The sequence below is a fragment of the Tsukamurella sp. TY48 genome (assembly GCF_019656655.1).
Classification (GTDB): Bacteria; Actinomycetota; Actinomycetes; order Mycobacteriales; family Mycobacteriaceae; genus Tsukamurella; species Tsukamurella strandjordii.
The window spans coordinates 641475-659571 of record NZ_BPMV01000002.1 but is presented as its reverse complement, the minus strand read 5'-3'; the positions used below and the strand labels follow the sequence as shown (position 1 = coordinate 659571).

The window sequence follows — 18097 nt, the reverse complement described above, 5'->3', positions numbered from 1 at the left end:
AAGATTCTCCGCGTGAGCGAGACCGAGCCGACAGCCGAACACCGCCGCCTCGCCGAGAGCCCCGGACCCGACGGGCCCTGGCGCCTGTGGGGCCCGTACCTGTCCGGGCGGCAGTGGGGAACCGTCCGCGAGGACTACAGCGCCGACGGCGATGCCTGGGCCAGTTTCGGATTCGAGCAGGCGCACCGCCGCGCCTACCGGTGGGGCGAGGACGGGCTGGGCGGCATCTGCGATCGCTACGGCTTCCTCAACCTGGCCGTGGGCCTATGGAACCACAACGACCCCATCCTCAAGGAACGGCTGTTCGGGCTCACCAACGCCCAGGGCAACCACGGTGAGGACGTCAAGGAGTACTGGTGGCCCGTGGACGGGACGCCGACGCACAGCTGGATGCACTGGATGTACCGCTATCCGCAGGCCGAGTACCCCTACCAGCGGCTGCGCGAGGAGAACGCGGCCCGCGACCGCGCCCAGCGTGAGTTCGAGCTCGCCGACACCGGCATCCTCGCGGACAACCGCTTCTTCGACGTGCACGTGCGCTACGGCAAGGCGGCCCCCGACGACATCTGCGTGGAGATCGAAGCCGTGAACAACGGCCCGTCGCCCGCCCCGCTCGATCTGCTGCCGCAACTGTGGCTGCGCAACACCTGGGCCTGGGGTCACGACGACCGCCGCGGGGAGATCGCGCGGCTGCCGCAGTCCGAGCTCGCCGCGGGCGGCCTGGAGGCCGTCCGGGTGACGCACCAGTGGCTGGGCGAGTACTACCTCGCGGCCGAGGGCGAACCCGAAGTCCTTTTCTGCGACAACGAGACCGACGGCGTGGAGTTGTTCGGCAACGCGGAGAACGCCTCGCCCTATCCGAAGGACGCGATCAACAAGCGGGTGGTGCACGGCGACGAGTCAGCGGTCAATCCGGAGGGGCGCGGCACCAAGGCCGCGTTCTGGTACCGGTTCGCCTCGGTCCCGCCGGGGGAGAGCGTGACGGTGCGGCTGCGCCTGTCGCACCGCGCACCGTCGCTGGATACCTTCGGTCCCGGTTTCGCCGCCGTGCTGGCCGACCGCCGCGCCGAGGCCGACGAGTTCTACGGCACCGTGATCCACGAGGACGTGACCGGTGAGGACCGGCACGTGGCGCGCCGCGCCTACGCCGGCATGCTGTGGAACAAGCAGCTCTACCGGTACGACGTGGAGAGCTGGCTCGACGGCGACCCGGCCGTGGACCCCTCGCCGCGCGAGCGGGCGGATCCGGGGCGCCGCAACACCAACTGGAAGCACTTCTCGCTGGCCGATGTGATCTCGATGCCCGACGAGTGGGAGTACCCCTGGTTCGCCGCCTGGGACCTGGCCTTCCACTGCATCCCGTTGGCCCACGTGGACGCCGAATTCGCCAAGGAACAGCTGGTGCTCATGTGCCGCGAATGGGCGATGCACCCCAACGGCCAACTCCCCGCCTACGAATGGGAGTTCAGCGACGTCAATCCGCCCGTGCACGCCTGGGCCGCATGGCACGTGTACCGCATCGACGGCTACCGCGACCGCGACTTCCTGGTGCGCGTCTTCACCAAGTTGCTGCTCAACTTCTCCTGGTGGGTCAACAGCAAGGGCTCCGACGATGCGGGGGTCTTCGAGGGCGGCTTCCTCGGCATGGACAACATCGGCTTCTTCAACCGCTCGGCGCCGCTGCCGCCCGGCTATCGATTGGAGCAGTCGGACGCCACCAGCTGGATGGCCTTCTACTGCCAGCAGATGTTCAAGATCGCGCTCGAACTGTCCCGGCACGATCCGGCGTGGCAGGACTGCGCCACCAAGTTCCTCGAGCACTTCCTGCAGATCTCCCGCGCCACCTACAATTTCGGCTCGCACGGGCTCTCCCTGTGGGACGACGAGGACGGCTTCTTCTACGACGTACTGGTGCGCCCCGATGGCACCGCGCAGCCGATGCGGGTGCGATCGATGGTGGGGCTGCTCCCCATCCTGGGGGCCACCGACGTGCCCACCTGGATCGCCGAGAAGTGTCCCGACGTCACCGCGCGGCTCAATTGGCTGCGCCAGCGCCGCCCCGAACTGGTGGAGCCGCTGCTCGACAGCATCGGCGAGGGCGGCGAGCGGAAGATGCTGCTGTCGCTGGTGAATCCGGACCGGCTGCGGCGCGTGCTGGAGCGCATGTTCGACCCCGCGGAGTTCCTGGCGCCCTACGGCATCCGCTCGCTGTCGAAGGCGGAGCAGCAGGTGACCGAGGATGTCGAGGGCAACTCCGTCTCGATCGCCTACGAGCCCGGCGAATCGACCACCGGGATGTACGGCGGCAACTCGAACTGGCGCGGTCCCGTGTGGTTCCCGGTGAACGTGCTGCTGGCCGACAAGCTGCGCACCTACGGCCGGCACTTCGGCGACGCGTTCACCATCGCCATCCCCACCGGCTCGGACAACCTGTGCACGCTCGAGGAGGCGGCCGATGTGATCGACGGTGGGCTGGTGGGGCTCTTCCGCCCGGTCACCAGGGCCGACGGTGGCGGCGCCCGCCGGCCGGCCGACGCCGCGCGGATCGAAGGGAGCGACAATCCGCTGTGGTCCCAGCACCCCACCTTCTACGAGTACTTCGACGGCGATACGGGCGAGGGACTCGGTGCCACGCACCAGACCGGATGGACGGGTCTGGTGGCTCACTTGCACAACCCGCGTCTGCCTTTGGAGCCGCCCGCGTTCGATACACCCGTGCATCCCGAAAACAATGGTGAATTCACCTGATTGAGAACAGTGTACGCATTGCTTCGGGGAGTTAAGATTCGCTCCACGCGGGACGCTGACAACGGCATCCGCCCGGAGGTCAGGGACGATGATGCGATCCAAATCGGGGGTTGGGGCCGAGGTTCCGGTCCTCGCTGACGCGGAACCGGACGCCCGTGTCTTCGATGTAGTGGGAGTGGGTTTCGGACCCGCCAATCTCGCCTTGGCGATCGCGCTGGAGGAATCCGCGGCGGAGACCGATGCCGTCTTCCTCGAACGCCGCGACCGCTTCCAGTGGCACCCGGGAATGCTGTTGCCGGGCACCACGATGCAGATCAGCTTTCTCAAGGACCTCGCCACGCTCCGCAACCCGCACAGCACCTTCTCCTTCGTCTCCTACCTGGCGGCGCGCGGGCGGCTGGTCGATTTCGTCAACCGCGCGACACTCACCCCGGAACGGGCCGAATTCGCCGACTACCTCGCGTGGGCGGCCGGCCGCTTCGACCGGGTCGTGGCCTACGGCGAGGAAGTGACCGCCATCGAGGCGGCCGAACCCACCGCGCCCGCGGGCGCCCGGTTCGCCGTGCGCCACCGCGGTCGCGATGGCACCGTCTCCACGGTCTGGGCGCGGTCCGTGGTCGTCGCGCGGGGCCTGCAGGCGAGCCTTCCGGACTGGGCGCGCAGCAACGCCGACAGTGGGCGCGTCTTCCACGCGATCGAACTGCTCGACCGCGTCGACGAGCTGCGGCGCCGACTCGGCGGAGGCCTCGACGCGGGCCGGTTCCTCGTGGTCGGAGGCGGTCAGTCGGCCGCCGAGGTGGCCGCGTACCTGCATGACGCCGGAGCCGCGGTCGACGTGGTCTTCCGCGGCTTCGGTCTCGCCGCGGTCGACGAGAGCCCGTTCGTGAACCAGATCTTCGACCCCGAGGTGGTCGACGAGTTCCAGATCGCGCCGCCGCATGTGCGGGACGACCTACTGCGGCGCCATGCCAACACCAATTACGGCGCCGTGGAACACGCCCTCACCGAGGACCTGTTCACCCGCTGGTACCGCGAGCGGGTCAGCGGCGAACACCGCCTGCGAGTGCACCGCACCAGCGAGGTGACGGCCTGCGGTCCCGCCGCCGACGGCCTGCTCGATGTGACTGTGCGCGTCACCACCACGGGCGAGGAACGCACCGCGCCCTTCGACGCGGTGATCTGCGCGACCGGCTTCCGTCCCGCCGGATTGCACGGCCTGTCCACAGCGGCGCCGGACGGGACCGATGTCCGGGTCGCGCGCTCGCACCGCGCCGTGATCGAGGGCCGTGAGGTCCCGGGCCTGTACGTACAGGGCGCCGATCTGACCGGCCACGGCCTCGCCACCACACTCCTCTCCAACGCCGCCGTCCGGGCGGGGGAGATCGCAGCCGCACTCGAACACGACGATCACGAGGAGGAGCGATGACGAGCCGCACCGACAGCCCGCTGTTCCGCGCCACCGCCACCACACCGTTCACGGTCTTCGTCGCCGACGATCCCCGGGACGTCGAACTCGCGCAGGCGTTGCGCTACGACGCCTTCTCCACCGAGCTCGGCGCACCGCTGCCCGGTGCCACGATGAGCGAACGACTCGGCCGCCCCATCGATGTGGACCGGTTCGACGCGTACAGCTCGCAACTGCTGGTGCGGCACGAACCCACCGGCCGCATCGTCGGCTGCTACCGGGTGATCCTGCCTGCACCCCGGGACCAGCGGGAGGTGTTCACCGAGACCATGTTCCGGCTCAGCCCGCAGTTCGCCGCGATCGCCGACGACGTCGCGGAATGGGGCCGGGCCACCATCGCGGCCGACTTCCGCGGCGGTGTGGTCTCCGTGCTCCTGCGGATCGCCTTGCTGGAGTTCTACGAGCGCTCCGGGTTCCAGTACGCGATGGGCTGCATGTCGGTCCGCATGGAGGACGGCGTGCACCCCCGGGGCGCGCTGATCCGCGCCACCCAGGGGTACGTGGACGACACCGACAGTCGCACCGTCGGCGAGCTGTACGCCGTGCCCCGCCGCCCCGTCGAGGTCGACGGCGTCCCCCTGGCGCGTTTACCGCGGCCCGCCGGCACAGTCGAGGAACTGGTGCCGCCCACCATCCCCACGGCGATCCGGTACGGCGGCCTGATCTGCGGCGACCCCTCGTACGACCCGGACTTCGAGATGGCCGATTTCCTGGTGCTCTTCGACGCCGACCGCCTGCGCAGCCGGGGCCTGATGGACGACGTGCGGGCGCTGGTGGCCGCACTGTGAACCTGATCGCACCGCTCACCCGGGCGGTGATCCGCCGCCCGCGCACCGTGCTCCTCCTGGCCGGCCTGGTGCTGATCGTGCTCGGCTGGCTCGGCGCCGGTGTGGGCGGCGCCCTCAAGAGCGGCGGCAGCGTGGACCCGGCCGCCGAATCCGCTCGCGCGCAGGCCGTCCTGGACGAGCAGTTCGGGCGCGGCGGATCCTCGCTGGTGCTCGCGCTGACCGCGCCCGAGGGCGCCGATCCGGCGGTCGGCGCCGACTACGCCGCCCGGGTCAGCGAACGGCTCCAGGCCGACCGGACCGTGCAGCGGGTGTCCTCCGCCTGGTCGGGACCGGCCGCACAGGCACGCCTGACCTCGGCGGACGGCCGCACCGGGCTCATCGTCGCGGCGGTGTCCGGCGGCAGCGGTGAGGCCCCGAAGAACGCGCAGGCACTGGTCGACGCCCTGCCGCCGCCACCCACCGGGATCCGGCTCGATGTGGGCGGCGAGACCATCACCTACCAGCAGATCAACGAGCAGTCGGGCCGCGACCTCCTGCGCGCCGAGCTCGTGGCGCTCCCGCTCACCTTCCTGGTGCTGGTCTGGGCGTTCGGGGGACTGGTCGCCGCCGCGGTCCCGGTGGTGCTCGGAGTGGCCGCCATCATCGCCACCTCCGGTCTCCTGCGGCTCGTCGCCGAAGTCACCGACGTCTCCGTGTTCGCCCTCAACCTGATCACCGCGATGAGCCTCGCACTGGCCATCGACTACACGCTGCTCGTGGTCAGCCGGTACCGCGAGGAGGTGGCCGCGCGCGGTGACCGCGACGAATCGCTCGTCGTTGCCATGACCACGGCGGGCCGCACGGTGGTCTTCTCCGCCGTCACCGTCGGGCTGAGCCTGGCCGCGATGGTGCTGTTCCCGATGTACTTCCTCCGGTCCTTCGCGTACGCCGGACTCGTGGTCGTCGGCTTCACCGCCCTCGCCACGCTCATCATCACGCCGGCCGTGCTCACCGTGCTCGGGAACCGGATCGACAAGGGGCGGGTGGGCCGCGGGCCCCGCCCCGCCGAAGAATCCCGCTGGTACGGCATCGTCCGGGGCGTGCAGCGCCGCGCCCTGCCGCTGGGGATCGGTGTCGTCGCACTGCTGCTCGTGCTCGGCGCCCCGTTCCTGTCCGCGAAGCTCGGCTATCCCGACGACCGGGTGTTGCCGCGCGAGGCCTCCTCGCACCGGGTCGGCGACGAACTCCGGAGCTCCTTCACCCCGAATCCCACCGCCGATGTGCTGATCCTGCTGCCCGACGGCGCACCGTCGGGCAGCGAGGGCTACGCCCGCGAGCTGTCCCTGGTCGACGGCACCGGAGCGGTCCTCGGACCCGACGGCACCTGGCAGCGCGGTGTGCGCGTGGCCGACGGCGATCCGACCGCGCGGGCCGGGACGAAGCTGCTGCTCACGGTGGCCAGCGACCGCGACCCGATGTCGGAGGCCGGCCGGGCCCAACTGGACGCCCTGCGCGCCGTCCAGCCGCCCGGAGACGTGCTGTTCGCCGGTGCGGCACAGGCCGATCGGGACGCGGTCGACTCGATCCTCGGCGCCGTCCCGAAGGTGCTGCTGGCGATCGCGGTCACCACCTTCCTGCTGCTGTTCCTGCTCACCGGCAGTGTGCTGCTCCCGATCAAGGCGCTCGTGATGAACGTGCTCTCACTGTCGGCGACCTTCGGGGCGATGGTGTGGATCTTCCAGTGGGGCAACCTCGGTGGCCTCGGCACCACCGTGACCGGGCACCTCATCGCCGATATGCCGGTGCTGATGTTCTGCATCGCCTTCGGCCTCTCGATGGACTACGAGGTCTTCCTGCTGTCCCGGATCAAGGAGGAGTGGGACGGCATGGGGGTGCAGGACCGGGCGGCGAACGACGAGGCCGTGGCCCGCGGTATCGCGAGCACCGCCCGGGTGGTCACCGCGGCGGCCCTGCTCATGGCGGTGGTCTTCGCGGCGATCGGTACCTCGCAGGTGTCGTTCATGAAGATGTTGGGCGTGGGACTCGCGCTCGCCGTGATCCTCGACGCGACCCTCGTGCGGATGGTGCTGGTGCCCGCCTTCATGAAGATCGCCGGCACCGCCAACTGGTGGCCCGGATTCCAGCTTCCCGGCACCGCTGATCACACGCCGGTCAGGTCTCCGCTGGACGACGACCCCGCCCGGCTGTGATCCGAGTCATCGAATCCGTCGTAGAGGATCGTGCACGATAGGATTCGGGCGTGACCGAGGAATCGCCCCTGCTCGCCAGCCTCCGTGCCGCCGTCGCCGCGGCGCCCGACGATGTGGCGCTGCGCGTGCACTACGCCGAACTGCTGCTGGACGCCGGGCGTGCGGACGAAGCGGTCGCCGAGGCGGCACTCGCGCTGAGCCGCGCACCGTCGGACGCCCCGGCCCGGGCGCTGCTGGCCCGCGCCATGGGCGGTGGCCCGGCGCCCGCCGCGCCCGCGGAGGAGCCCGGCACGCGGCCCGAGCACGAGCCCGATCCTGAGCCCGGATTCGACTGGGCGGCGGCGGAGGACGAAGTGCGCGACGTGATTCCGCCCCGGTTCGAGGACCCGGAGGAGATGATCGCGGTGCCCGCCGTCGAGGCGGGAGCGGCGGGGCTGTGGCAGGTGGACGGTCCCGAGGGGCTGCGCCTCGCCGACGTCGGCGGGATGCACGACGTCAAGCAGCGGCTCGAGGCGGCCTTCCTCGCTCCGATGCGGAACCCGGAACTGCGCCGCCTGTACGGCAAGTCGCTGCGCGGCGGCATGCTCCTGTACGGGCCGCCCGGTTGCGGTAAGACCTTCCTCGCCCGGGCGGTGGCCGGTGAGCTGGGCGCCGGATTCCTCTCCGTCACCGTGAGCGACATCCTCGATCAATTCCTGGGCAACTCCGAGAAGAACCTGCACGAGATCTTCGCGACCGCGCGGCGGCAGGCGCCCTGCGTGATCATGTTCGACGAGCTCGATGCGATCGGCGGCAAGCGATCCCGGCACCAGTCCACCGTGATGCGTACCGTGATCAACCAATTGCTCATCGAGCTGGACGGGGTCGATTCGGCCACGGAGAACGAGGGGGTCTTCGTGCTCGCCGCCACCAACACGCCGTGGGATGTGGACCTGGCACTGCGCCGGCCCGGACGGCTCGACCGGATGGTGCTGGTGACGCCGCCGGACGCGCCCGCCCGCGCCGCGATCATCGAGTACCACCTCCGTGAGCGTCCGATCGAACGGATCGACGTTGCCGCGCTGGTGCGCAGGACGGACGGATACTCGGGAGCCGACATCGCGCACATCTGCGAGAGCGCTTCCGAGATCGCGCTTCTCGACTCCGTGCGTACCGGCACGCCGCGGATGATCACCACCGCCGATCTGCTGACGGCGGCGAGCCAGATCCGATCGTCGTGCGAGGAGTGGTTCTCGGCCGCCGAGAACGTGGCCACCTTCTCCAACGAATCCGGCGCCTACGACGATCTGGTCCGGTACCTGCGCACGCGGGGACGCAGGTGACCGGCCAGCGCGACCAGCTGGGCGATGCGATCGGCGAGGACGCGCGCACCCTGGAGAAACTCGGCCTGCTCCTGGAGGCTCGGCAGTTCGCCACGGCCGCCGCGCTCGCCGGGGCCTTCCTCGCGGCGCACCCCACCGATCCCGACGCGCTGGTGGCCCTCGGCAAGGCGCAGGCCGGACTCGGGGACGAGTCCGCCGCCATCGACTCCTTCGCGCGCGCCCTCGGCGCCGCGCCCGATCACTACATCGCGGCGGTGTGCCTGGCCGGGGCCTACAGCGACGCGGGCCGCCACCAGGAGGCGCTGACCAGGGCCCGGGCACTCGTGAAGGCGCATCCGCACATCTGGGGCAGCCACCTCACCCTGGCGGCACTCGCCCTCGCGACGCAGAATCCCCGCCTGGTCAACGAGGCCTACATGGCGGCGAGGACCGCGGTGGAACTCGAACCGCAGGAACCCGAGAATCACGTGACCCTGGGGCTCGCGGCGCACCGGCTCGGCGACCGCGACACCGCACGGCGAGCAACCGAGGAGGCCCTGCGCCTCGACCCGAACAACGCCGCCGCCCTCAACAACCGTGGCCTGGTGATGAAGCGATTCCGGCCGGGCAAGCACGCCGCGGAGATCGACACCTACGCGCGTGCGGCCGCCCTCGATCCGCTCGATCGCGTGGCCCGCTACAACCTCGAGGTCGTGGCCTACAACACGTTGGCGCGGACCGGCTGGTTCATCGCGCTGCCGATGATCGTGGCGATCATCTCGTCGGTGCTCGTCTCCCGCCCCACCGGCGGCCCGCTGTCGTCGGCGATCATCCCGCTGATCGGCATGGTGGTCGTGACGGCGCTGTGGGGTGGCTGGGCGGCCTTCAACCTCCGACGAATCCCGTCGCGTCGTCGCCCGGTGCTCGCGCGCGTCGCGAGGGGCTCGGGACCGGTCGCGACGATCGGCGCCTCGCTGGCGCTGTTCGCGCTCGCGACTCTCACGGTGATACCGCTGTCGATGATCGTGACCGGACTCGGTGCGGGGCTCTTCCCGCTCCTACTGGTCCATCGCGTCGTCGAGTACGCGACCCGCGCCGCCCTCCGGCGTCGACATCCCGACCGCGGCTAGATCCAATTGCGGCGCTTGAACATCCAGTACAGGCCGCCCGCCAGGATGATCATCGTCAGCGTGCTGAGCACCCAGCCCCACTCCTGCTCCGAACCGGGATACGGGACGTTCTGGCCGAAGTAGCCGGTCACGGCGGTGGGCACGGCGATGATCGCCGCCCAGCTGGTGAGCTTCTTCATCACCGTGTTGAGCTGATTGTCGACCAGGGCCAGATTCGTCGACCGCACGGATTCGACGTTGTCGCGCAGGGTCTCGGTCCAGTCGGCCGCGCGCATGGTGTGGTCGTGGACGTCCTCGGCGTAGGGGAGCAGCTCGCGCTTGTCCGGATCGGCGGACACCCGGCGCAGCAACGCGCCCGAGACCTCGCGCATCGGCTGCACGATCCGGCGCAATTGTCCGACCTGTTTGTGCAGCGTGAAGGTCTCCTGCGCCACCTCGTCGCCGCCGTGGCCGTCGTCGAACAGCGCCGACTCCAGCTCGTCGACCTGCTCGTCGATCGCGGTGACCCGCACCGTGTACCCGTCCACGATCGAATCGAGCAGCAGCAGTTCCAGCGCGTAGGGCCCGTGTTTGAGCAGCACCTCGTTCTCGGCGATCGAGTGAGCCGCCCCCGCGACGTCGAACCCCGCGCCGAGCCGGACCGTGAGCAGGCCGCATTTGAACAGGAACAGTGAGATCCGGCTGGTGGTGCCGTCCTCGGTAACCGTGTACGCCGTCACGAACAGCGCGTTGTCGTAGCGCAGCGACTTCGGCCGCTCGTGCACCGTGAGCGCGTCCTCGACAGCGAGCGGATCCAGGTTCAACGCCTCCGCGATCGGTGCGAAGGACTCGTCCGTCGGGTCGAGCACGTCCACCCACGCGAGACCGGACTGATCGGACAGCGCCTCCGCGATCACCGCGGGGTCGGAGTTCTCCTCGACGTCGAAGTGCGACGACGACCCGGGCTGCCAGGTGCGGATGGTGGACTTCATGGTCGCAACATTAGGACGATCACGGGCCCGGCCGCTCCACGAGCGACGCGAGCGACTCCGGCGCCTGCACGCAGTACGAGTCGGTGAGCAGCTCGGCGACCTCGTCCCAGTCGGTGTCCTCGTCGACGATGATGCCCACCGTGGTCGCGCCCCACTCGGTGCGGAAGTACGGATGGCCCAGGTTCTCGAACGCGGGGACCTCGCCCGGCTCGGCCCGGAAGATCAATCGGAACAGCTGATCCTCGCCGCCGAAGACGTGCGCCACCGTCGAACCGCGGACCCGCCACCGGGTGCCCACCCAGGCGCGGTCGGCGACGCATTCGGGGAAGGCGTCCAGGATCGCCGCGAGGCGGTCGATCCACTCGTCGGGAACGTCTGGTCGGGCGGTCACGTCAGAAGGGTATCGTCGGCCCCATGCTGAACGTGGGTGTGTTGGGATCCGGCGGCAAGGTGGGCCGCTCGATGGTGGACGCGGTGGACGCGGCCGACGATCTGGCGCTGAGCGCCGCCGTGGACGCGGGCGATACGTTGACCGCGTTCCTGGACTCGAACACGCAGGTGGTCATCGACTTCACCCATCCCGACGCGGTGATGGACAACCTGAAGTTCCTCATCGACAACGGTATCCACGCCGTGGTCGGCACCACCGGCTTCACCGACGACCGGCTCGACACCGTGCGCGGCTGGCTCGCCGAGAAGCCCGGCGTCGGAGTGCTCATCGCGCCCAACTTCGCCATCGGCGCCGTCCTCTGCATGCGGTTCGCCGCGCAGGCCGCGAAGTACTTCGACTCCGTCGAGGTGATCGAGCTGCACCATCCCCACAAGGCCGACGCACCGTCGGGCACCGCCACCCGCACCGCCGAGCTGATCGCCGAGGCCCGCGAAGAGGCCGGCCGCGGCAAGATGCCCGACGCCACCTCCGCCGAGTTCGATCGCGCCCGCGGCGCCCGGGTGGACGGTGTGCGCGTGCACTCGGTACGTGTCGCGGGCCTCGTCGCCCACCAGGAGGTGCTGCTGGGCACCCAGGGCGAGACCCTCACCATCCGGCACGATTCGCTCGATCGCAGCTCCTTCGTTCCCGGCGTGCTGCTCGCGGTGCGCGGCATCTCGGACCGCCCCGGTCTCACCGTGGGCATCGAACCGCTGATGGACCTGTGACCGGACGCAGCTCCGCGCGGAGCAACCTGGGGCCGCTCCTGGTGATCGGCTTCCTCTCGATCGCGATGCTGGTGTACATCGGCCTCATCGGGGTGTGGGCGTGGATGATCATGCGTCGCGGCGGGGGAGCGAACCTGGGCCTCGGCGCCGGCATGATCCTGCTGGGTCTGGTGGGGCTGTGGATCCTGTACTCGGTGCTGCGCAACGGCTACGCGCACCAGCGGCTGGCCGCGCAGGTCAAGGACATGGGCCGCGACCTGGATGTCAGCGACCTGCCCACGATGCCCTCCGGCCGTGTGCAGCGGGACGCGGCGGACACGCTGTTCGCCCAGGTCAAGGCCGAATACGAGGACGATCCCGAGTCCTGGGTGAACGCCTACCGGCTGGCCCGCGCCTACGACTACGCCGGAGACCGCTCCCGCGCCCGGGACTGGATGACGCGCGCCGTCGCCATGGAGAAGAAGAGCCACTGATGGCCGTGCTCCTGGTGATCCACCACACGCCGTCTCCGCACTGCCAGGAGATGTTCGAGGCGGTGCTCGCCGGGGCCACCGACCCCGAGATCGAGGGTGTGGAGGTGGTGCGCCGCGCAGCGCTGTCGGTGACCGCCCCCGACGTCCTCGCGGCCGACGGCTTCGTGCTCGGCTCGCCCGCGAACCTCGGCTACATCTCGGGGGCCCTCAAGCACGCCTTCGACACGATCTACTACCCGTGCCTGGACTCCACGCAGGGCCGGCCCTACGGCCTGTACCTGCACGGCAACGACGGCACCGAGGGTGCCTCCCGCGCGGTGGAGTCCATCACCGCCGGTTTGGGCTGGGTGCAGGCATCGCCGCACGTCGTGGTGTCGGGGAAGCCGACCAAGGCGCAGCTCGAAGAATGTTGGAACCTGGGCGCCACGGTGGCCGCCCAGCTCATGGCCTGAAGATCGGCACCGCTGCGCCGATCCGTGATCGAGCCGGTCTACCATCCCGGCATGTCCGATTCGCGGCTCGATCTCCTGCGGTGGCAGTTCGATTTCACCTGGTCGCTCGCCGAGGTGCACCTCGCCGAGCTGGTGCCCGAGGACTTCCTCTGGGAGCCGGCTCCGCAGTGCTGGACGATGCACCGCGATTCCGCGGGCACCTGGACGCCGGACTGGGCCGACACCGAACCCGACCCGATCCCCATCCCCACCGTCGCGTGGGTGGCCTGGCACCTCGGCTCGTGGATGAGCGTCACCGTCGACCACCTCAGCGGCGCCCCGCCGCGATCGCGGGATGACGTCCGGTGGCCCGGGCCCGACGGTGCCGTGGCCTCGCTGCGCGGGTTCCGCGACGAATGGCTGACGGTGCTCGGCGGGCTGACCGAAGCCCGGCTCGACGAGCCGTCCGCGTTCCCGTGGCCGCAGGACGCCGGACTGACGGTGGCGAACCAGCTCGCCTGGGTGAACGCCGAGCTGATGAAGAACGTGGCCGAGATCGGCCAGTTGCGCCTGCTGCGCGCCGTTCGTGAGCCTGTCAGCGGTCCCGCCTAGACTGGGGGCGTGATCGCGACGCCCTACGAAGACCTGCTCCGCGACGTGCTGGAGAACGGCACGCACCGCCCCGACCGCACCGGTACGGGCACGCGCAGCGTGTTCGGGCGCCAGCTCCGCTACGACCTGTCCCAGGGCTTCCCGCTGATCACCACCAAGCGCGTGCACCTGAAGTCCATCGCCTACGAGCTGCTGTGGTTCCTGCGCGGCGATTCGAACGTGAAGTGGTTGCAGGACAACGGCGTCACCATCTGGGACGAGTGGGCAGATGCGGACGGCGAGCTCGGCCCCGTCTACGGCGTGCAGTGGCGCAGCTGGCCCACCCCCAACGGCGAGCACATCGACCAGATCAGCAAGGCCATCGAACTGCTGCGCACCGATCCGTCCAGCCGGCGCAACATCGTCTCCGCCTGGAACGTGAGCGAGATCGAGAACATGGCCCTGCCGCCGTGCCACGCCTTCTTCCAGTTCTACGCGGCCGACGGCAAACTGAGCTGCCAGCTGTACCAGCGCAGCGCCGACCTGTTCCTCGGCGTGCCCTTCAACATCGCCAGCTACGCCCTGCTCACCCACATGGTGGCCGCACAGGTCGGCCTCGAACCGGGCGAGTTCATCTGGACCGGCGGCGACTGCCACATCTACGACAACCACGTCGAGCAGGTCACCGAGCAACTGCGCCGCGACCCGTACCCGTACCCGCGGCTCGAACTCGCGCCGCGCGATTCGATCTTCGACTACACCTACGAGGACATCACCGTCCACGACTACCAGCACCACCCCGCCATCAAGGCGCCGGTGGCGGTCTAGTGATCGGGCTCATCTGGGCCCAGGCCCGCGGCGGCGTGATCGGCGCCGACGGTGGGATTCCGTGGCACATCCCGGAGGACATGAAGTTCTTCCGCGAGACCACGGCCGGCGCCACCATGCTCATGGGCCGCAAAACCTGGGATTCGCTGCCGCCCCGGTTCCGGCCGCTGCCCGGCCGCACCAACATCGTCGTCACGCGGGACCGCACCTGGTCGGCCGACGGTGCCCTGGTCCAGCACGATCTGACGCTCCCGGACACCGAGGACCTCTGGGTGATGGGCGGCGGCGAGATCTACGCCGCCGCACTCCCGTCGGCCGACCTGCTGGCCGTCACCGAGGTCGATGCCGACATCGACGGTGACACCGTGGCCCCGGCGATCCCCGACGACTTCGCGCTCACCGACGACACGGGCTGGCGCGACTCCTCGTCGGGCCTGCGGTACCGCCACCTGACCTACCGGCGAACGGCAAGCCAGTAGGGATTCGCCCCGAGAGGGTGGGTAGCCTTAGCCCTTATGAGTGCGACCTCGGCGACCACATCGCCCACCACCCCCTTCGGCACGATCTCCGTCGCGATGGTCACTCCGTACAAGGCCGACGGCACCCTCGACCTCGAAGCCGGGCAGAAGCTGGCGTCGCACCTCGCCGATCAGGGCGTCGACGGCCTCGTCGTCGCGGGGACCACCGGTGAGTCGCCCACCACGCAGCCGTGGGAGAAGGTCCAGTTCCTCAAGGCAATCCTGGAGGCCGTGGGCGACCGCGTGAAGATCACCGCGGGTGTGGGCACGTACGACACCGAGGAGTCGGCCGTCTTCGCGCGCGACGCCGCCGAGGCCGGCGCACACGGCCTGCTCGTGGTGACCCCGTACTACTCGCGCCCGCCGCAGGCCGGCTTGCTGGCGCACTTCACCACCGTCGCCGACGCCACCGACCTGCCCGTCCTGCTCTACGACATTCCGCCGCGCTCCGTGGTCCCGATCGAGACGGCCACCCTCCGCGCGCTCGCCGAGCACAAGAACATCGTGGGTGTGAAGGACGCCAAGGGAGACCTCGGCGCCGGCGCCCGCCTCATCGCGGAGACCGGCCTGCAGTACCTCTCCGGCGACGATCCGCTGAACCTGCCGTGGCTCTCCGTGGGCGCGGCGGGATTCGTCTCGGTGATCGGCCACGTGGTCGCACCGCAGCTTCGCGCCCTGCGCGACGCCTACTTCGCGGGTGAAGTCGCCCGCGCCCAAGAGATCAACGCCTCACTCAGCCCGGTGTACGAAGCCATGGCGGGTCTGGGCGGCGTCACGTTCTCGAAGGCAGCACTGGCCCTCCAGGGCCTCGATATGGGCATTCCGCGCCTCCCGCAGGTGCCGCCCACCGGTGAACAGCGCGACCGGCTCGCCGCGCTCCTGACCCAGGCAGGGGTTCTCTAAGACATGACAGACGACGCAGCAGGCAGTACCCGACGGAGCCGGAAGGTCACCCGGCAGGCCGGCCCACCCGCCGAGCCCAAGCCCGTGATCTCCACCTCGGCGGCCCGCGTCGTGGTCGAGGACGCGCCGAAGGCGGCCGCGAAGACCGCGCCCGCGAAGACGGCACCCGCGAAGACCGCGCCCGCCAAGGCCGCACCGGAGAAGGCCGCTGCCGAGCAGCAGGCACCGGCCCAGAAGTCGGCGCCCAAGGGCGACCGGAAGCGCGGCGGTGGCGGACGCCGCGGCAACGACCGCGGATCACGCGGCAGCGCACCGTCGCCCGCGGTCGAGCGGCTCGGGCCCCCGCCCAAGCTGCGCAAGGGCGGCCTGCGCGTGGTGGCGCTCGGCGGCATCAAGGAGATCGGTCGCAACATGACCGTCTTCGAGTACGACGGCAAGCTCCTGATCGTGGACTGCGGCGTGCTCTTCCCCGAGGACCAGCAGCCCGGCGTCGACCTGATCCTCCCGGACTTCCGCTACATCGAGAACCGGATCAAGGACGTCGAGGCGATCGTCCTCACTCACGGCCACGAGGACCACATCGGCGCCGTGCCCTTCCTGCTGCGTCTGCGGCCCGACATCCCCATCGTGGGCGCCAAGTTCACGCTCGCCCTGATCAAGGCGAAGTGCGACGAACACCGTCTGCGTCCCAAGCTGATCGAGGTCCGCGAGGGCGAATCCACCAGCCACGGCCCGTTCGAGTGCGAGTACTTCGCCGTGAACCACTCGATCCCCGACGCGATCGCCGTCGCGATCCACGCCGGCGGCCAGGTGGCCCTGCACACCGGTGATATCAAGCTCGACCAGCTGCCGCTCGACGGCCGCCTCACCGACCTCGCCGGCTTCTCCCGCCTCGGCGATGCCGGCGTCGACCTCTTCCTGGTGGACTCCACCAACGCCGAGGTCCCGGGCTTCGTGACCCCCGAGCGGGAGATCGGGCCCGTGCTCGACAACGTGATCGGCCGGGCCAAGGGCCGCGTGATCGTCGCGTCCTTCGCCTCGCACGTGCACCGCATCCAGCAGATCGTCGACGTGGCCGTGGCACACAACCGGCGTGTGGTCTTCGTGGGCCGCTCCATGGTGCGCAACATGCAGATCGCCCAGGACATGGGCTATCTGCGGGTGCCGGAGGGTGTCGAGGTCGATCTCGACACCGCCGCCTCGCTGCCCGATCACCGGATCGTGCTGGTGTCCACCGGATCTCAGGGCGAACCGCTCTCCGCGCTGTCCCGGATGGCCCGCGGCGAGCACCGCAACATCACCATTTCCCCGCAGGATCTCGTGGTGCTCGCGAGCTCGCTGATCCCGGGCAACGAGAACTCCGTGTTCGCCGTGGTCAACGGCCTGGCGAAGCTGGGCGCCACCGTGGTCACGCAGCAGAGCGCGAAGGTGCACGTGTCCGGCCACGCCAGCGCAGGTGAGCTGCTGTACCTGTACAACGCGGTGCGTCCGCGCAATGCGATGCCGGTGCACGGCGAGTGGCGCCACCTGCGCGCCAACGCCGCGCTGGCCGAGGCCACGGGCGTTCCGAAGGACCGGATCATGCTCGCCGAGGACGGCGTGGTCGTCGACCTGGTCGACGGTGTCGCGAAGATCGTGGGACAGGTGCCCGTGGGTCACGTGTACGTGGACGGCTCATCGGTGGGCGATGTGGGCGAGTCGACGCTGTCGGACCGCCTCGTGCTCGGCGAGGGCGGCTTCATCGCGATCAGCATCGTGATCGACGAAGAGGGCAACTCCGTGACCACCCCCGAGGTGAGCGGACGCGGCTTCTCCGACGATCCGACCGCACTCAAGGAGGCGGAGAAGCTGGTCGAGGAGACGATCGCGCAGCTCGCCGCCGAGGGCATCAAGGATCAGCACCGCATCGCGCAGGCCGTGCGGCGCGCCGTGGGCCGCTGGGTCTCCAACACCTACCGGCGCCGCCCGATGATCGTGCCGACCGTGATGGTGGTGGGGGAGTAGGACTCCCCGGGCGGGCTCGCTAGCGGGCCCGCTCCACCTTCGCGATCTGTGCACGGAAGAGCTCCCAGAACTGGTCGCGATCGACCTCCCGCGGGATGACGCCCTCGGATCCGTAGAGTAACGCGGCATTGTCCGACGTGAATCGGACGGAGCGGCCTTCGACCTCGATGAAACCGCTCATCGAGGCGAGTCGGCTTTGCGGTGTGCGGTACTCGAAGACGCTGGCGCGCTTGCGCACAAGATCGTCGGGGAGCGACACGACGAACAGCGTCATCCCCTGGGGCACGCACGCTTGCGCGCGCACAATCGATTCGGCCGTGAGCGGTTCCGCGTACACCTCGCCCTCCAGGCTCAGGTTGTCCCAGATGCCGGTGGTCAACGAAGAGTAGGTGCCGGTGGTCGCCCGCTCCTTGTTCCTCGTGGCCGTGAAGCAGGGTTCCGGGCCGCCCAACGTGGTACCGCTTCCCCAGGCGGAGCTGTCCTGCCGTATCGAAATCGTTGTTCCTGGCGGCAGTTCCGCCTGGTCGAGGGCGAGGCCGGCCACAGGATTCTTCGGCTCCTCATTGTCCGAGCAACCCGCGAAGACGAGACACGCGATC

The 18097-nt window shown here is 69.8% G+C and carries 17 protein-coding genes; 14 read left to right on the top strand and 3 right to left on the bottom strand.

Features of this window, described 5'->3' with window-relative positions; genetic code table 11:
* Positions 1 to 12: 12 nt before the first annotated feature.
* From TTY48_RS18995 to TTY48_RS18970, 6 genes are all read left to right on the top strand, one after another.
* Positions 13 to 2748: a glucosidase gene (locus TTY48_RS18995; protein ID WP_255585830.1), complete on the top strand. Its 2736-nt coding sequence runs from the start codon at positions 13 to 15 to the stop codon at positions 2746 to 2748.
* Positions 2749 to 2836: 88 nt separating this feature from the next.
* The gene (locus TTY48_RS18990; RefSeq protein ID WP_308443065.1) at positions 2837 to 4174 is read left to right on the top strand and encodes a lysine N(6)-hydroxylase/L-ornithine N(5)-oxygenase family protein; all 1338 of its coding nucleotides are present in this window, start codon (positions 2837 to 2839) and stop codon (positions 4172 to 4174) included.
* On the top strand, positions 4171 to 5001 hold the full coding sequence (locus TTY48_RS18985; RefSeq protein ID WP_220659193.1) for a GNAT family N-acetyltransferase: 831 nt from the start codon (positions 4171 to 4173) through the stop codon (positions 4999 to 5001). Before TTY48_RS18990 ends, TTY48_RS18985 begins: the two co-directional genes overlap by 4 nt.
* Positions 4998 to 7190: an MMPL family transporter gene (locus TTY48_RS18980; protein ID WP_220659192.1), complete on the top strand. Its 2193-nt coding sequence runs from the start codon at positions 4998 to 5000 to the stop codon at positions 7188 to 7190. Before TTY48_RS18985 ends, TTY48_RS18980 begins: the two co-directional genes overlap by 4 nt.
* A gap of 50 nt (positions 7191 to 7240) precedes the next feature.
* Complete coding sequence (locus tag TTY48_RS18975; protein WP_220659191.1) at positions 7241 to 8512, top strand: 26S protease regulatory subunit; 1272 nt, start codon at positions 7241 to 7243, stop codon at positions 8510 to 8512.
* The gene (locus TTY48_RS18970) at positions 8509 to 9621 is read left to right on the top strand and encodes a tetratricopeptide repeat protein (protein ID WP_220659190.1); all 1113 of its coding nucleotides are present in this window, start codon (positions 8509 to 8511) and stop codon (positions 9619 to 9621) included. Before TTY48_RS18975 ends, TTY48_RS18970 begins: the two co-directional genes overlap by 4 nt.
* Here TTY48_RS18970 and TTY48_RS18965 read toward each other — a convergent pair.
* Positions 9618 to 10592 (bottom strand): magnesium transporter CorA family protein, encoded by a 975-nt coding sequence (locus tag TTY48_RS18965; protein ID WP_220659189.1) that lies wholly within the window; start codon positions 10590 to 10592, stop codon positions 9618 to 9620. The two genes, TTY48_RS18970 and TTY48_RS18965, sit on opposite strands and share 4 nt — an antisense overlap.
* Positions 10593 to 10611: 19 nt before the next feature.
* Complete coding sequence (locus TTY48_RS18960; protein WP_220659188.1) at positions 10612 to 10983, bottom strand: MmcQ/YjbR family DNA-binding protein; 372 nt, start codon at positions 10981 to 10983, stop codon at positions 10612 to 10614.
* A 23-nt stretch (positions 10984 to 11006) separates the two neighbouring features.
* Between TTY48_RS18960 and dapB the strand changes: the two genes are divergently transcribed.
* The 8 genes from dapB to TTY48_RS18920 are packed head-to-tail and all read left to right on the top strand — an operon-like array spanning position 11007 to position 17498.
* Positions 11007 to 11750 (top strand): 4-hydroxy-tetrahydrodipicolinate reductase, encoded by a 744-nt coding sequence (gene dapB, locus TTY48_RS18955; protein WP_220659187.1) that lies wholly within the window; start codon positions 11007 to 11009, stop codon positions 11748 to 11750.
* Positions 11747 to 12223, top strand: coding sequence for a hypothetical protein (locus TTY48_RS18950; protein WP_220659186.1), 477 nt, complete (start codon positions 11747 to 11749; stop codon positions 12221 to 12223). The genes dapB and TTY48_RS18950 overlap by 4 nt, the downstream gene beginning before the upstream one ends.
* Complete coding sequence (locus TTY48_RS18945) at positions 12223 to 12675, top strand: flavodoxin family protein (protein WP_220659185.1); 453 nt, start codon at positions 12223 to 12225, stop codon at positions 12673 to 12675. The genes TTY48_RS18950 and TTY48_RS18945 overlap by 1 nt, the downstream gene beginning before the upstream one ends.
* A 51-nt stretch (positions 12676 to 12726) precedes the next feature.
* Positions 12727 to 13266: a DinB family protein gene (locus tag TTY48_RS18940; RefSeq protein ID WP_220659184.1), complete on the top strand. Its 540-nt coding sequence runs from the start codon at positions 12727 to 12729 to the stop codon at positions 13264 to 13266.
* 9 nt (positions 13267 to 13275) lie between these two features.
* Positions 13276 to 14073 (top strand): thymidylate synthase, encoded by a 798-nt coding sequence (locus TTY48_RS18935; protein WP_220659183.1) that lies wholly within the window; start codon positions 13276 to 13278, stop codon positions 14071 to 14073.
* Positions 14073 to 14552: a dihydrofolate reductase gene (locus tag TTY48_RS18930; protein ID WP_220659182.1), complete on the top strand. Its 480-nt coding sequence runs from the start codon at positions 14073 to 14075 to the stop codon at positions 14550 to 14552. Before TTY48_RS18935 ends, TTY48_RS18930 begins: the two co-directional genes overlap by 1 nt.
* 36 nt (positions 14553 to 14588) lie before the next feature.
* On the top strand, positions 14589 to 15494 hold the full coding sequence (gene dapA / locus TTY48_RS18925; protein WP_220659181.1) for a 4-hydroxy-tetrahydrodipicolinate synthase: 906 nt from the start codon (positions 14589 to 14591) through the stop codon (positions 15492 to 15494).
* Positions 15495 to 15497: 3 nt separating this feature from the next.
* On the top strand, positions 15498 to 17498 hold the full coding sequence (locus TTY48_RS18920) for a ribonuclease J (protein WP_255585827.1): 2001 nt from the start codon (positions 15498 to 15500) through the stop codon (positions 17496 to 17498).
* A gap of 19 nt (positions 17499 to 17517) precedes the next feature.
* On the opposite strand, the gene TTY48_RS18915 is transcribed toward TTY48_RS18920, so the two are convergent.
* Entirely contained in the window at positions 17518 to 18042 is a 525-nt protein-coding gene (locus TTY48_RS18915) for a hypothetical protein (RefSeq protein WP_220659180.1), read from the bottom strand.
* Positions 18043 to 18097 lie beyond the last annotated feature (55 nt).